At 64.2% G+C, this 14957-nt stretch carries 13 protein-coding genes; 8 read left to right on the top strand and 5 right to left on the bottom strand.

Annotated elements, in window-relative coordinates:
• Positions 1-391 precede the first annotated feature (391 nt).
• Both PO883_RS12615 and PO883_RS12610 read left to right on the top strand, forming a co-directional pair.
• Positions 392-619, top strand: a complete 228-nt coding sequence (locus PO883_RS12615) for a hypothetical protein (protein WP_289310076.1) — start codon at positions 392-394, stop codon at positions 617-619.
• A 458-nt stretch (positions 620-1077) separates the two neighbouring features.
• Entirely contained in the window at positions 1078-3168 is a 2091-nt protein-coding gene (locus PO883_RS12610) for an ATP-dependent helicase (RefSeq protein ID WP_289310075.1), read from the top strand.
• A gap of 27 nt (positions 3169-3195) precedes the next feature.
• Here PO883_RS12610 and PO883_RS12605 read toward each other — a convergent pair whose 3' ends face one another.
• Together PO883_RS12605 and PO883_RS12600 are read right to left on the bottom strand one after the other, a co-directional pair.
• On the bottom strand, positions 3196-4095 hold the full coding sequence (locus PO883_RS12605) for a PAS domain-containing protein (RefSeq protein ID WP_289310074.1): 900 nt from the start codon (positions 4093-4095) through the stop codon (positions 3196-3198).
• Positions 4096-4401: 306 nt separating this feature from the next.
• Entirely contained in the window at positions 4402-5019 is a 618-nt protein-coding gene (locus tag PO883_RS12600; protein WP_289310073.1) for a phosphohydrolase, read from the bottom strand.
• A gap of 234 nt (positions 5020-5253) precedes the next feature.
• On the opposite strand from PO883_RS12600, the gene PO883_RS12595 reads away from it, so the two are divergent.
• Positions 5254-5541, top strand: a complete 288-nt coding sequence (locus PO883_RS12595; RefSeq protein WP_289310072.1) for a hypothetical protein — start codon at positions 5254-5256, stop codon at positions 5539-5541.
• On the opposite strand, the gene PO883_RS12590 is transcribed toward PO883_RS12595, so the two are convergent.
• Entirely contained in the window at positions 5538-8555 is a 3018-nt protein-coding gene (locus PO883_RS12590; RefSeq protein ID WP_289310071.1) for an EAL domain-containing protein, read from the bottom strand. The two genes, PO883_RS12595 and PO883_RS12590, sit on opposite strands and share 4 nt — an antisense overlap.
• Before the next feature lie 203 nt (positions 8556-8758).
• Between PO883_RS12590 and PO883_RS12585 the strand changes: the two genes are divergently transcribed.
• Entirely contained in the window at positions 8759-9649 is an 891-nt protein-coding gene (locus tag PO883_RS12585) for a rhodanese-like domain-containing protein (RefSeq protein ID WP_289310070.1), read from the top strand.
• Positions 9650-9652: 3 nt separating this feature from the next.
• On the opposite strand, the gene PO883_RS12580 is transcribed toward PO883_RS12585, so the two are convergent.
• Both PO883_RS12580 and PO883_RS12575 read right to left on the bottom strand, forming a co-directional pair.
• Positions 9653-10333, bottom strand: coding sequence for a YceI family protein (locus PO883_RS12580; RefSeq protein WP_289310069.1), 681 nt, complete (start codon positions 10331-10333; stop codon positions 9653-9655).
• 37 nt (positions 10334-10370) lie between these two features.
• A complete protein-coding gene (locus tag PO883_RS12575) occupies positions 10371-11354 on the bottom strand; it encodes a type II secretion system F family protein (protein WP_167086200.1) in 984 nt (327 codons plus the stop codon).
• Between the two features lie 89 nt (positions 11355-11443).
• On the opposite strand from PO883_RS12575, the gene PO883_RS12570 reads away from it, so the two are divergent.
• The 4 genes from PO883_RS12570 (at position 11444) to PO883_RS12555 (ending at position 14856) form a co-directional block, all read left to right on the top strand.
• On the top strand, positions 11444-12148 hold the full coding sequence (locus PO883_RS12570) for a glutathione S-transferase family protein (RefSeq protein ID WP_289310068.1): 705 nt from the start codon (positions 11444-11446) through the stop codon (positions 12146-12148).
• Positions 12149-12165: 17 nt separating this feature from the next.
• Positions 12166-12786, top strand: coding sequence for a glutathione S-transferase family protein (locus tag PO883_RS12565; RefSeq protein WP_289310067.1), 621 nt, complete (start codon positions 12166-12168; stop codon positions 12784-12786).
• Between the two features lie 74 nt (positions 12787-12860).
• On the top strand, positions 12861-13244 hold the full coding sequence (locus PO883_RS12560; protein WP_289310066.1) for a hypothetical protein: 384 nt from the start codon (positions 12861-12863) through the stop codon (positions 13242-13244).
• Positions 13245-13584: 340 nt separating this feature from the next.
• Complete coding sequence (locus tag PO883_RS12555; protein ID WP_289310065.1) at positions 13585-14856, top strand: SMI1/KNR4 family protein; 1272 nt, start codon at positions 13585-13587, stop codon at positions 14854-14856.
• Positions 14857-14957 lie beyond the last annotated feature (101 nt).

The raw sequence follows: 14957 nt of genomic DNA, 5'->3' as shown, positions 1-14957 counted from the left end.
TTCCGTACAGGCACTGCCGTTGGCCAGCGTGCCCTTCCGCTGCATGCGTCGCACAGATCCTCGGCCGCGCCGGGTGTGCCCGGTTGGGCTTCGTCACCCGGGTTGAGCCTGGGTTCGCTTGTTATCGTTTCAGGGGGAATGGCCATGATGTCCCCGGTCGTCATGGCAGGAATGCGCACAGGCGCGTGGCGAGATTCCTGGCCGCATCGCCAGGGGCTGGCGCTGTGTTGGCAACTGTAAAAATCACAACTGCAAAACTATGCCTCAAGCATATTTTTTGCGGTTTCGATGGAACCTTGACATTGACTTTGACCTTTATTGATGGATACTCCCTAGGCAGTATTGGGTTCCCTTTGCGCCGTTCCCGAATGCCCTGTAAGGAAATCACAACATGAATCGACAGCAACGCCCCGACAGCGGCGGTCTCGCCGTGGTTGAAGCCCCTTATCGACGCCAGGACGTGCGCCAGCGCGACATCGTCAACCATGCCATCTCGGTCCAGGAAAGCAGCAACACGATGTGCGCCATCGAATACCTCAAGGCGCAGGAAATCCATCCCGACGTGATCGAAAGGGTGTTGCTGGAACCGCAGCGCCGGCGCGAGATGCTCGCTCATTGAGTGGCGCAGGAGCGGCACGGCGGGCGCGGCATGCATATCAGAATGCTATCAAACCACCCGCCTTGAGCTGCGTGCGAATCAGGCGGTTATGCACAAAAAAATCTTGTAGGAAATTTCTTAATATTTTTTACCGCCTTTCCCATTGACTTTGCAAGTGCTTGATTTATATAGGCATAATTTCTGCCTCACGAATGAGCATTTTGTTGAAACCCGCATCGTTACACGCTTGCGGACTGTCAAGAGGGGATTATCCACAAAGTTATCCACAGCGATTGTGGATATCCCAAAAAGCGCTTTAGAAACGGCTACTTAGCGTGCATAGGGTGATTTTGAGCGGCGCTTTCGCGGCTGGCGCGCATGTGCCACCGGCGCCGTGGCGGAACGGCGGGAAGGTTTTTACTTGCGTAATAATACTGGATAAATGTACAGTCATGTCAATCCCAGTCTGAATGCCCGCCATGACCGCTGTTCCCCTTGCCGCTTGCGCCGACGATCCCTTCGCCAGCCTCAATCCCGCCCAGCGTGCCGCTGTCGAGCATGACATCGGCGTGGCCGCCGGCAGCGCACGGCCCTTGCTGGTGATTGCCGGCGCCGGGTCCGGCAAAACCAATACCCTGGCGCACCGCGTGGCGCGCCTGATCATGAGCGGCGCCGATCCCCAGCGCATCCTGCTGCTGACGTTTTCGCGCCGCGCCGCCAATGAAATGACGCAACGCGCCGCTAACGTGCTGTACCGGATCATGGGCGCGCGCGGCGGCCAGCCACCAGCCAGCCTGCCCTGGGCCGGCACCTTCCACAGCATCGGCGCGCGCCTGCTGCGCGATTACGCCGGCCGCATCGGCCTGGAGGAATCGTTCACCATCCACGACCGGGGCGACTCCGAAGACCTGATGGGCATGGTGCGCCACGAGGTCGGCCTGAGCCGGACCGAGAAACGCTTCCCCCTCAAGGGAACTTGCCTTGCCATCTATTCGCGGGTGGTCAACAGCGGCGACACGCTGGCGCTGGTACTGCAGAGTACCTTTCCCTGGTGCAGCGAATGGGAAGCCCAGCTCAAGACCCTGTTCGGCGCCTACGTCGACGCCAAGCAAGAGCAGAACGTGCTCGATTACGACGATCTTTTGCTGTTTTGGGCCGAGATGGCGGCCGATCCCGACCTCGGCGCACACCTTGGCGGCCTGTTCGACCATGTCCTGGTCGACGAATACCAGGACACCAACCGCTTGCAGGCCGCGATCCTGATGGGCATGAAGCCGGGCGGCGAGGGCGTGATGGTGGTGGGCGACGATGCCCAGTCGATCTACTCGTTCCGTGGCGCCACGGTGCGCAATATTCTCGACTTTCCCAGGCAGTTCGCCCGGGAAGCCTGCATCGTCACCCTGGACCGCAACTACCGCTCGACCCAGCCGATCCTGGACGCATCCAATGCCGTGATCGGCGCCGCCCTCGAACGCCACGCCAAGACCTTGTGGACCGACAAGGTCTCGACCGTCCTGCCGCAACTGGTGCTCATTCCCGACGAGGCCGAGCAGGCGCGCTGGGTCTGCAAGCGCATCCTGGAGCATCGTGAGACGGGCATGGCGCTCAAGGCGCAGGCGGTGCTGTTCCGCGCGGCCAGCCACAGCGCCGCGCTGGAGCTGGAACTCATGCGCCGCAACATTCCTTTCGTTAAATTCGGCGGCCTCAAGTTCCTCGAAGCTTCCCACATCAAGGATGTGCTGGCGGTGCTGCGCTTTGCCCAGAACCCGAGCGGCAGGGTGTCCGGTTTTCGCGTGGTGCAACTGGTGCCGGGGATCGGCGCCGCCACCGCCACCCGCCTGCTGGACGCGGTCGGCGAGGCGGCCGAGCCGCTGCTTGCGATCGAGCAATTTGCCGCGCCGGCCAGGAGCGGTGGCGACTGGCAACAGTTCGTCGCCCTGTTCCGCGCCCTGCGCGCGCCTGGGCTGCGCTGGCCGGCCGATATCGAGCTGGTCAAGGCCTGGTACCTGCCGCACCTCGAACGCATGCATGACGACGCCCAGGTGCGCGTGGCCGACGTGGAACAGCTGGCACGCCTGGCGGGTGGCCACGGCTCGCGCGAAACCTTCCTGGCCGAAATCACGCTGGACCCGCCCGAAGCGAGCAGCGACCGCGCCGGGCCGCCCCATCTGGACGAGGATTATCTGATTCTCTCGACCATTCATTCCTCCAAGGGGCAGGAGTGGAAGTCGGTGCATGTGCTGAACGTGGTGGACGGCTGCATTCCGTCCGATATGAGTACCGGCAACGCCGCCGATATCGAGGAGGAGCGCCGCCTGCTGTACGTGGCCATGACGCGCGCCAAAGAGCACCTGCACCTGGTGGTGCCGAACCGCTTTTTCATCAAGCAGCAAGCCCAGATGGGCGACCGCCATGTGTACGCGGCGCGCACGCGTTTCATCAGCCCGGCCATGCTCAAGCACTTCGAGGAAACGGTGTGGATGACAGCCGACACCCGGCAGAGCCGCAAACCCATGCCCGACAGCGTGCGCATGCTGGTGCGCGAGCGCGCCCGCAATGCGTGGAAGTAGCGGGCAGCGGCGTTCGGGCAGCCGCCCTCAGGGGCCTGGCGTGGGGTCGTGCAGCGTTGCCACCGCCACGTACTCGTAAGGCGCACCGCCCGGCTCGCTCAGGGCAAGCAGGGCGCAGCGCAGGTGCACGGCGCTGCCGTCGGCGGCCCGGGTCTGGATGTCGCCCGACCAGGCGCCATCGCGCGCCAGCCCCTGTGTGATGTCGAGCACCAGCGGCTCGGGGAAGGCGCCGGCATGCAAGGCGTGCAATGCGTGTCCGATGAGCGCCTCGGGGCGGGCGCCGGCCAGTTGGCACAGGCGCTCGCTGGCCTCGATGATGCGGCCTTTGGCGTCGAGCTTGAGCACCAGCGCTTGCTGGCCGAGTAGCGCCTGCACCTGGCGCGCCTTGTCGAGTTCGGCAGACATCGCGGCGCGGTCGGCCGCGGCCGCCTGCAGGCCGGCATACGCGCGCAGCGAGGCGATCACGGTGGTAAACAGCTTGCGCGTGGTCAGGTCGGCCTTGCACCAAAAATCATTGATGTCGTAATCACAAATGATGCTGTGTTCCAGCGCCTGGCCCGGTTGCCCGGTACGCAGGACGATGCGCACCAGCTCATTGTGCAGGTCGGCGCGGATCTGGCGCGCCACGCGCAGGCCGGCATCGTCCGTCTCCATAATAACGTCGAGCAACACCAGCGCGATATCGGGTGTGGCGCACAGGGTAGCGAGGGCTTCCTTGCCGCTGTAGGCATGCAGGAAGCTCAGGCGTCGTCCCTGGAATTGGGCATTGCTGAGTGCAAACTTGGTCACCACGTGCACATCGACATCGTCATCGACGATCAGGATGCGCCAGGGGGTACTTTCCTGCGCTGGCGACATGGACAGGTCGGACGGGTCGTCGTCGACGATGAGAAGGTCGCCGTGAGCGGGGGTGGCGGAAGAGGGCATGGCTCCACACTAAGACAGCTGGCGCGCTTTGTCAAAGGCCACGCGAGTTATCCCCTGTTTTGCCTGCGTGTAGGAATTTGCCGAATGGACAGTTTGCCAGTGTGCTAGGGGGCGTTTTAAGTTCATGATTTCATTCAAATTAATGGCTGCCTGCTGAACGGGCATTTTATTCAAACCCGCTTAAAACCGGGCGCTAAGCGGCGTTCGGCGGCGCTTATCCACAATGTTATCCACAATTCTTGTGGATATCCTTAAAAAGCCTGTGAAATCCGTGACTTGGGCGAGGAAGGGAGGCGGCCGGCTGGCTCAGGCGCTGGCCTTGAGCCGGTTCAGCTCATCGAGAAAGCGGGTGCAGGCCAGTTCGGGGGGCCAGGGCTCCCAGGGCGTGCCGCCATAGATGGGAAACAGGGGATCGTCGATCTGGGGCTTGGTGGAAATTTTGAGGGTGTTTTTCACCTCGTCCCTGGTCCAGCCGGCAACGTGCACCGCTTCGCTGGCGGCCGCGAGGCGGTCGGCGCGCTTGTGCGAGGCATGCTCCCGGGTGGTCCAGCCCGGCAAGCCGTAGCGCAGGAAGATGACCTGTTCCAGGCGCAGGGTCAGGCTGCGGAAAGCGTCGCCGAGAAAGGGCTTGATCACGGAAATGGCGTCGAATCCGAGCAAGCCTTCCTCGGCATCGTGCAGCAGTTCGCGCAGTTCGCTGAGCGGATCGAGCATCCCGCCCACCGCGTTCTTTCTCAACTGCATGACCGCAATCGAATGCTGGGCGACCGACAGCGGCAGCGGCCACACCGAATGCCCGCCCCAGCGGTAGGTGCGGGCCAGCCCGATCGCCAGGTCGGCGTCGTCCCAGTCGAAGGGCGTGGGGTTGAGCAGGTCGAGACGGCGGCCCGATGGCATGCGCACCCAGGCACGTGTTTCCGGCATCGTTCGCAAAGTCGCTCCTTCCATCGGTCTCCCCGGATCATGCCTCCCCTCCACAGGGCGATCGCCCTATCTTACACACCGGTGTTGGGATCCGGGCGCGAGATTGGCCGGCGCCGCGCGGTCGCTGTTGACGGTCGTCACCGAAAGCGGCCCTTGGGCTGGCACTTGCGCGACCCGTGATTTACTGTGATTACGGCAACTTACTTGCCATCCCACTCACACCGGAGAATCAGCATGGAATCACAAGACCTGGCTTTAACGATGTTCCTCATGTGCATGTGCGCTCTGTACATGATGGTTCTGAAGCAGGATGAACAGTTCAGGAGGCTGAAACGCCTGGAACGCATGCTCAGTTCGGTTCCGGGCGCCGGGTCGGGCCATGACGACCTCCACCCGCGCGTGCTGGCCAAGATTGCCGCCGGCGAGATCAGCGCCGCCATCCTGCTCCAGCGCAGCATCGAGGAAACCTCCTTCAGCGACGCCGATACCGCTGTCAGAAGCTACCTCGCCAGGCAGGATTAATCCGACTTCACCCCATCGGCCACCAGCAGGGCGACAAACTGGTCGGCCGCCACCGGGCGGCTGAAGAAATATCCCTGCACTTCATCGCAGCCCGCGCCGTCCAGATAATCGCGCTGTTCGCGGGTTTCCACTCCCTCCGCCACCACCGTGATCTCAAGGCCATGCGCAAGCGCAATCGTGGCCTTGGCGATCGCCGCGCTCTTGGCATCCGCGGTAATATTGCGTACGAAACTCTGGTCGATTTTCAGCTTGTCCAGCGCAAAGCGGCTCAGGTAGCTGAGCGACGAATAGCCGGTGCCGAAATCGTCCAGCGCCACCGCCACGCCCATCCCGCGCAACTCGGCAATCTGCGCCATCGCCAGCTCCGCTTCCTGCATCAGCACGCTTTCGGTCAGTTCGATGGCCAGGAAGCGCGCCTGCATGCCGCTGTCAAGCAGGGCGCTTGTCACGATCGCGGGCAAGGTGCCGGCCGTGATCTGGTGCGCCGACACGTTCACCGCCACCGGCAGCGCGCGCAGGCCGGCGTCCTGCCATGCCTTGTTCTGCGCGCAGGCGGTGCGGATCACCCATTCGCCGATCTCGACGATCAGGCCCGAATCTTCCGCCAGCGGAATGAATTCGGCCGGCGAAATCATGCCCAGTTCGGCGCTGCGCCAGCGGATCAGCGCTTCCGCGCCGCACACCCGCTGGTCTGCCAGCCGCACCTGGGGCTGGTAAAACAGCGAAAATTCGGCGCGTCCCAAGGCGCTGCGCAAACGGTGCTCCAGCGCCATCCAGTGCAAGGCGCGTGTGTTCATTTCTGACGTGAAATAGCGGAAGCTGTTGCGTCCGCTGTTCTTGACGTGCGACAGCGCCGTGTCCGCATTCCTGATCAGGTCGCCTGCGCTGACGCCATCGAGCGGAAACAGCGCGATCCCCACGCTGGCGGTGACCACCACCTCGTGTCCCAGCAACTGGCAGGGCGCGGCCACCGTGTCGAGCATGTGCTGGGCGGCGGCGTTGATATCATCGTTGTCGTCCACGTGCGAGAGCACCAGCACGAACTCGTCGCTGCCGATGCGTGCCAGGGTGTCGCCCGGGTGCAGGCGCAGCAGCAGGCGCTGGGCCATTTCGCGCAGCAGCAGGTCGCCAGCGTCATGCCCGATGCTGTCGTTGACGCGCTGCAAGCGGTCGATATTGAGCAGCAGCACGGCAATCATGCGCTGCCCCTGGTGCGCCGCCTCGATCGCCTGTCCCAGCCGGTCGTTCAGCAGCGAGCGGTTCGGCAAGCGCGTCAGTGGATCATGGTTGACCATGAATTGCAGTTGCTCGTTGGCTTCGGTAATGTCGCTCAGGTCGGTGAACACGCCCACATAACCGGCTGTGCCGTGCTCCGGACTGGACACCGCGCTCACCGTCAGCCACTCGGGAAACACCTCGCCATTCTTGCGCCGGGTCCAGATTTCTCCGCGCCAATGGCCGTCGCGTGCGATCGTGTCCCATAGCTGCCGGTAGAAATCGCTATCGTGCACGTTCGAGCGCGGCATGCGGATATTGCGTCCCAGCACGTCCGCCTCGCTGTACTGGGTGATGCGCTCGAACGCCGCGTTCACCGCCACGATGGTGCTGGCGGCGTCGGTGACCACGATGCCGTCGCGCGTGCAGGCGAACACGCGCGCGGCCAGCTCCAGCTTTTCGTCGGACTGGCGCCGCTCCGTGATGTCTTGCAGCGTGCCCATCAGTGCCGTCACATTGCCGGCCGCGTCGTGCACGCCCGTGCTGCGCGAATGAAAATAGCGCTGCGGGCCGAGCGCGGGATTGCTGCGCAGCTCGCCCGTCCAGTTCATGCCATGCCGCACGGCCGACTCGACCAGATGGCGGTCGTCCGGGTGGATTTGCTGCAGAAAAACGTTGAGCGGCGGTGGCTGGTCCGCCGCCGGCAGCCCGAGCAGGCGATACATCTGCTGCGACCACTGTCCGCTGCGGCTGACCAGGTCGAGCCGCCAGCTGCCGATCAGCGCCAGTTGCTGCGCCGCCTTGAGCGCATCGTCGCTGTTGTGCAGCGCCTGGATCAGCCCGTAACGCTTGTGCAGTTCGCGCAGCGCCATGTAGCTCAGGCCGGCCAGGGCCGCCAGGAATGCCAGCGAGACCGCGATGTAGGCGCGCGCCATGCTGTACCAGTCGGCCAGCAATTCCTCCTCGCCCAGACCGACCACGACCACCAGCGGCCGGCCGCTGACGCGCTGGTAGAAATAGCGGCGGCGGATGTGGTCGATGCTGTTGTCGGCCGTGTAGCTGCCGGCCTCGGGCGGGGATGGCGAGGCCCTGAAATCGGGGAAGAAGGTCAGGCGCTTTCCTTCGGCCATGTTGGCGACCGGCATGCGCAGCATCAGCACGCCGTCGGTGCGCACCAGGGCCACCATGCCATCCCTGCCGACCTTGACCGAGTCGTAAAAGCGGCGCAGGTAATTCGGTTCGAGCGCGGCCACGATGACCCCGCCGAAACTGCCGTCGGGGCGGTTGATGCGGCGGCTGAAGCTGATAAAAGGCACGCCCAGCTTGCTGATGACCGGCCCCTCGATGTGCATGCCATGGCCGGGATGGTCGCGATGGATGCGGAAATACGCGCGGTCCGACAGGTTGTAGGATCCCGTCAATTTCTGACTGTCGTGAATCATCTTGCCGTCCGCATCGAGCAGCCAGATGGCGCGGATGAAGGGCAGGTTGTCGATACTGCTGTCGAGCAGTTCATTGACCAGGCGTTCGCGGTCGGCCGGGCCGCGCGGCACCATCTGCAACGCCTTGATGGTGGTCTGCATCGCCAGGTCGACCGCGAACACGCTGTCGACCGCCTGCTCCTCCAGCACCTTGACCAGCACGCGGGCACTGGTGGTCTTCTGGGTGACGACATGGTTGCGCGCCTGCACCAGCTCGAACACGAGATTGGCGATGATGCCGACGAACAGAAGGCCGGCAAAGCCGAGCACCAGCAAGGTGATGCCGCGCTCGTCGCGATTGGCAAGAAGAGGGTTCATCGAAGTGCACCTTGAAAAATTGGGCGGGACTGTGTGGCTCCCGCCATGGCATTCTGGACCCTGATGCATGTCTGTTATAGCAGATCATGTATGAGTAATAAAGTACGAATTGCCGTGCTCAATGCGCCTGTGAACGGACGTTTCCGGCGCGCATTCCGGCCGACCCTTTAAAATAGCCGGTTTGTTCCCTCTAAAAGTCCGCCGTGAATGCCCGTCCGCCCACCTGCCTGCCCCCTGGCGCCGCCCGCAAGGACCTGGTGCGCGCGCGCCAGCTGCTCGCGCCGGGCGAGCTGGCGCCGCTCGCGCGCAACGGCGCCGTGCGCCTGCTGGAAGTGGGCTGCGCCGGGGCTGCCGCTTTCGAGGCGGCCCATATCGACGGCGCCGCCTGGCTCGACACCCGCTTGCTGGAAGCGCCGCCCCTGTTCAATAAAGTCGGCGATGCCGTCCTGCTGCACCTGCTGCTGGCCCACGGCATCGGCCACGACAGCACCGTCATCGTCTACGGACGCAATCCGCTGGCGGCGGCGCGCGCGGCACATTTGATGCTGTACGCGGGCGTGCTGGACGGCGGCTTCGCCGGCTGGTGCGCGGCCGGCCTGCCGGCCGTCGCCGGTCCCGGCCGCGTACCGGTGGCCGCGCACAGCTTCGGCGCCCCGTTTCCCGGCCGCCCCGACTATGTGACCGGCATGGCCCAGGCCCGGCAGTTGCTGGCGCGCAGCGATGCGGCCCTGGTCAGCATCCGCACCTGGCGCGAATTCACGGGCGCCACCTCGGGCTACAGCTACATCGCGGCGCGTGGCGAGATTCCCGGCGCGCTGTGGGGCAGGGCCGGGCGCGAGGGCGACGTGAACAGCATGAGCCATTTCCAGCACGCGGACGGGCGCATGCTCGATGGCGACGCCATCGCCGCCCGGTGGCGCCTGGGCGGCATCCATCCCGGCCGCCACAACGCCTTTTACTGCGGCACCGGCTGGCGCGCCTCGCTGGCCTTCTTTTATGCGTGGCTGATGGGCTGGGAACGCATCAGCGTCTTCGACGGCGGCTGGTACGAATGGAGCGCCGACCCGGCCAATCCGGTGGTCATGAATTTTTGACCGTCACGGCGGCGGCGCTGCCGCCACGATGCGAAATGCCAGCTCCATGGGATCCTGCACCGTCAGGGCGCCGCCCATCACCGACATCGGCGTGATGCCGAAATCGCTCTGGCGCAGCGTCAGCGTGCCGCTCGCGCTCACGCCATCCTTGCTGCGCTCGATGGTGGTCGGCACCTCCACCGTGCGCGACACGCCATGCAGCTCGACCGTCAGTTGCAGCGTGTCGCCCTTGCCGGCGGCGCGTTCGGCATGCAGGGTCACCAGCGGAAAGCGCTCCGCCTCCAGCACGCGCGTGAGCATATTGGTGCGCGTGCCGGCGATGGCGTCGGCGTCGGGCTGGGTGTCCAGGCCCGCCTTGCTGCGCAAGGCGGTTTCGTCGACCGTCATCTGGTCCAGCCGGAAGCGGAAGTCGGCGCGGCCGGCGTCGGGCGCGACGAAGCCTTCGATGCTGCGGCTGGCGACCACGTGGTCGTGCCCCAGGCGCGAGAACGTGCCCCCGCGCCGCACGGTGACGGTAATGAGCGACCTGGCGGTATCGATGCGCAGCACCTGCTGCGTGCGCGCCGCTTCCTGGTACCAGGAGAAGGTGGCGTCGGCCGGCGTGGGCGCCGGCGGTGGCGTGGGCGTGCTGGCGCAGCCGGCGACGAGGACCAGCAGCGGCAGGTAAGTTCGGATTGGTTTCATGGGACCGATTGTGGCACGGAACGGCTCAGGGCGCGGTTCAGGATGGTACTGCCGCGCTCAGCGAACTGCCAAGGATCTGCACCGCCATCCACAGTGCCACCAGTGCGTAGAACAGGCGCGGCAGCCAGGCCATCAGATCGAGCTGGAAGCGGTTGATCGATTCGGTCTCGCTGGCGGCGTGCCGGCGCAGCATGGCGGGCAGGGTGCCGCTTTGTTCGCCCGTCAGCACCAGCGCGTGCAGCTGGCCGGTGTCGGCCAGGCGCAGTGCGGCGATGGCCTGCGCCAGAGTGGCCCCCGATGCGAGCGCCGGCTCCATGGCCGCCAGGTCGGCGCGCACGATGCGGTTGTCGACCGTGGCCAGGGCCTCGGGCAGGGCATCGAACAGCGGCAGGCCGGCCTCCAGCAGCAGGGCGAGGCTGTCGACAAAATCGCGCATATTGCGGCGCAGGTGCATCGGGCCGAACACCGGCAGCGCCAGCAGGGCGCCTTCGATGCCGGTGCGCGCGGGCGACTCGCTGCCGGAGCCGAACCAGGCCAAGGCACGCGCCGCCAGCAGCGCCGCGCCGCCCAGCACCAGCAGCGGCGCCAGCGCCCGCCACAGGTAGCCGCCCGCCGTCAGCGTACCGCTCACCAGCGCCGGCAGCGGCTGCACGAACAGGGCGATGGCCAGGATCGCGACCGGCAGCACCATGCGCGAGCGCAGCGTGGCCAGTTGCTGCGCCCTGGTGGCGTGAAAATCGGCCAGCCTTTGAAACGTCGCCAGCGGGCTGCCGGCGGCCAGCGCGGCGCGCACCAGGCGCGCCTCGAACACGGTGAACAGGCCGCTGGCCAGGCCGGCGCTGGCGGGATCGTTGCGGCGTGCCGCCAGCTTGCGAAATGCGGCCACGCGTTCGCGTCCCGCCGCGCCGAGATCGAGCAGCGCATACGCCCGGTCGGGCGGCAGGCCGGCCTTTTCCATCGCCGCGAGATGTTGATAAAGCTGGGCACGCAGCAGGGCGGGAAGGGGGCGGTGGCGGGTCATCCGGCGATTGTGGCACAGCGCGTGCGGGCACGCCAAATTGACGCTATGATGCGCCTTGCTCTTTCGTCATCTACCCGAAAAGGAATGCCATGATCGACCTCTATTCGGCGCCCACGCCGAACGGCCACAAAGTCTCCATCGCGCTCGAAGAACTGGCCTTGCCGTACACCCTGCACGCGCTCGACCTGCACCAGAACCAGCAAAAGGAAGACTGGTTCCTCGCGATCAATCCGAACGGGCGCATTCCGGCGATTGTCGACCGCGCCGAAGATAACTTCGCGGTGTTCGAGTCGGGCGCCATCCTGGTCTACCTGGCGGAAAAGACGGGCCAGCTGATGCCGCTTGACGCCAAGGGCCGCTCGCAGGTGATGCAGTGGCTGATGTTCCAGATGGGCGGCATCGGTCCGATGATGGGGCAAGCGAACGTGTTTTACCGCTACTTCCCCGAAAAAATCCAGCCCGCGATCGACCGCTACCAGGGCGAGAGCCGGCGCCTGTTCCGCGTGCTCGACGGCCGTCTGCGCGATCATGAATTTTTGGCCGGCGACTACTCGATTGCCGATATCGCCAACTGGGCCTGGGTGCGCACGCACAAGTGGTCGGGCGTATCGATCGAGGAACTGCCGCACCTGAAACGCTGGATCGACGCCATCCGAGCCCGTCCCGCGGTGGAAAAGGGCTTGCAGATGCCGCCATCGCCGCGCGACCTGACCAGCGCGAGCGACGAGGAAGCGGCCAGATTCTCGGCCGCCGCGCGCACCATGCTCGAAACCGGCCAGTCGCGCAACAACTAACCCCCTGCAAGGATGTCATGAAACTCTACATCAGCAATTTCGCACCCAATCCGCGCCGCGTGACCATGTTCATCGCCGAAAAAGGCATCACCGGAATCGAACCGGTGATGATCGACCTGGCCACCAATGAACACAAGAGCGAGCGCTTCGTCGCCAAGAATCCATTGGCGCGCGTGCCCGCGCTGGAACTCGACGACGGCCGCGTGCTGACCGAAACGCGCGCCATCTGCACCTATCTGGAAGGCCTGCATCCCGAGCCGAACCTGATGGGCGAGGGCTTCGAGGAGCGCGCCTTTATCGAGATGGCCGACCGCCGCGTGGAGCTCCATCTGCTACTGGGTATCGCCAACTGCGTGCGCCATACGCACCCGGGGCTGGCCATGCTGGAGCAGCCGCAGTTCCCCGAGTTCGGCGCCTCGCAGGGCGAGAAGATGCGCGAGCATGCGCGCTGGCTCGACGGCGAACTGGCGAACCGCCCGTTCGTGGCAGGCGAGCGCTTCACGGTGGCCGATATCACCGCCTGGTGCGCGCTCGAATTCGCGCGCGGGCTGATGAAGTTCAAGCCGGGCGCCGAAGGCATGGCCAACCTGCAGGCCTGGCGCGACCGCATCGCCGAACGGCCGTCGGCGGCGCGTTAGATCACTTACTGCCAGGGCGTCCCCGGGCGGTATTGCGCCGCGGCCTTTGATAAATAGCCCGCTCTCGCCACGACATGATGACACGTCCATTCCTGCTGTCCCTGTTCTCCCTGCTCGCCGGCCTGCTTGTCGGCGCGATTGCTTTCTGGTTTTCGGTCAGCCAGACGCAACCCGTCGCTAGTTTGCCGGCGCTGAAAAGCGGATATACCGTTTCGATACTGGAAACAGGAACCGAGGTAGGTTTTTTCAGCATGCAGCCGCGATATCAAATACTCATCAGCTTGAAAAACTCGCCGTACGGGCACTCCAGCGACCTGTCTCTATATAACTTTGATGAAGATATTTCGCGCTATCTCCAGCGAAGCATTGTTACCGAGAGCAATGAAGGGATTACCTTTACTCGAGCGTCGGGACATACATTGTTCGCGCCGCGCCGTTGGTATGTGGGCGGCCGTTGAAGTTGTAAACCGCTCTATCTCTATATGTCGACCTCCCCCTGAAGTAGAACGCGTCAGGTAAACGATGACAAAAAAAGTAAATCAGGACTATGACAAGGAAGGTCAATCAGGACGACGTGAATCTGTTCATGCGCGCACTCGAAGAATATCACCGGACCGGGACCAATGCGCTGGTCTGCGAAAGCTGCCAGGCACCAATCAGGTTTCATGAGCGGGGAAGCGCAGTATTGCACGAATGCGACTGCGCCAGATTCACCGGAACCCTGCGTGGTTTGTGATACCTGCGCCCGTTTCCTCCAAATAGCACGACGAATCGAGAAAACAGACGATGAAAAATACGATGACGAACATGACCGCTCTATTGCGCAAAGCGGGCGTCCAGTTGCGCAAGAAAGAGTACGCCGCCTGCCTTGCGTTTGCCGATGCGGCACTGCCCATTCTCGAAGAACTGTCCGACGATGATGCGCTTGACGACGAAGATGCCACCTGGAGCGCCTATTTCCAGCTTCGACTCGCGAGCCTCGACAAGCTCGACCTGCCCGGCGACATGACTGCGACCTGCGAAGCCGTCCTGGAGCGTTTTCCCGTCGACCAGGATGACCTGGACGATGAAGAACGCATCACGCTCGCCAATGTGCGCACCGCCTTGACCAGTCTCGCCGTGCTCGCGGCGAGGCGCGGCGATGTCGATGCCGCCGTGGAGTCGATCGAGCGCTGCTTCCGGCTGGTGGCGAGCGACGCCGAGCACGACGATCCCTTCGTCGACAGATACCAGCAACGCGCCTCCATTTATCTGCGCGCATACCAAAGCGCGCCGCAACGCTACCGCGAGGGCTTCTTCGCCAGCGTGTACCAGCTGGAGTACAAGGCCGGTAAAGTCCACGACGTGCGTATCGACGATGCCGCGCTGGTCGCGTATCTTGCGGACCCTGCCTACCTGGCCTTCAAGGCCTCGCATCCTGTCGAACGGCTGCGCATCGGCGCGGCCGGTGAAACCTGGCAGGCGGCATTGGAGCGCTTCCGCGCGCTAGCCCACCAGCTGCGCGTGGCGCAAGACAGTCCCTTGTGCGATGCTCATTTCACGCTTGAATGCAAGCCGGTCACGCCGGCCGATCTTGACGCGCGCGAGCAAAAGTGGGCTTGCAAGCTGCCCGCCGCCTTGCGTGCGCTGTATCTCGAACAGGGCAGCGTCGAGGTACAGGACCCGGAGCAATCAGGCTCGCTGCGGCTCTACCCTGCGCACCACTGGAGCATGATCCTGTTTGGCGGCCTGGTTGACATGATTATCAGGCTGTGGGGCGACCGCTGGGAGTTCGGCGCATACTTCACGGACGCCGAGCTGGCTTTTCTCGATGCGAATTTCTTCATCTTCGGCCATGTAAAGAATAGCGAAAACAGATACACGCACCTGTTCTTCGACCGTGAAGGGCGCTTCGGCAGCGTCACGTACGACCAGGACGACTGGAACAAGATGGCGCCGCAAGTGAAGGCCATGCTCAAAGGGAAATTGACAGGCACCATGAGTCTCGATGCACTGATGTCGGATCAGATCGATGGAGTCATTGACTGCCTGATCGAGCGCGACGACGAAGCGCGCCTGAATATCGACTAAGCCGCCCTGCGGGTGTGTCAAGCGACGCGCTAGGCGACGCGCTAGGCGATGCGCTAGGCGATGCGCTAGGCGACGCGCTAGGCGATGCGCTAGGCGACGCG

Origin of the sequence: Massilia sp. DJPM01, from assembly GCF_030348125.1 — a bacterium.
Lineage (GTDB): Bacteria > Pseudomonadota > Gammaproteobacteria > Burkholderiales > Burkholderiaceae_D > Telluria_A > Telluria_A frigida.
The sequence above is the reverse complement of the archived record's forward strand: the minus strand, read 5'-3'. Positions and strand labels throughout refer to the sequence as shown.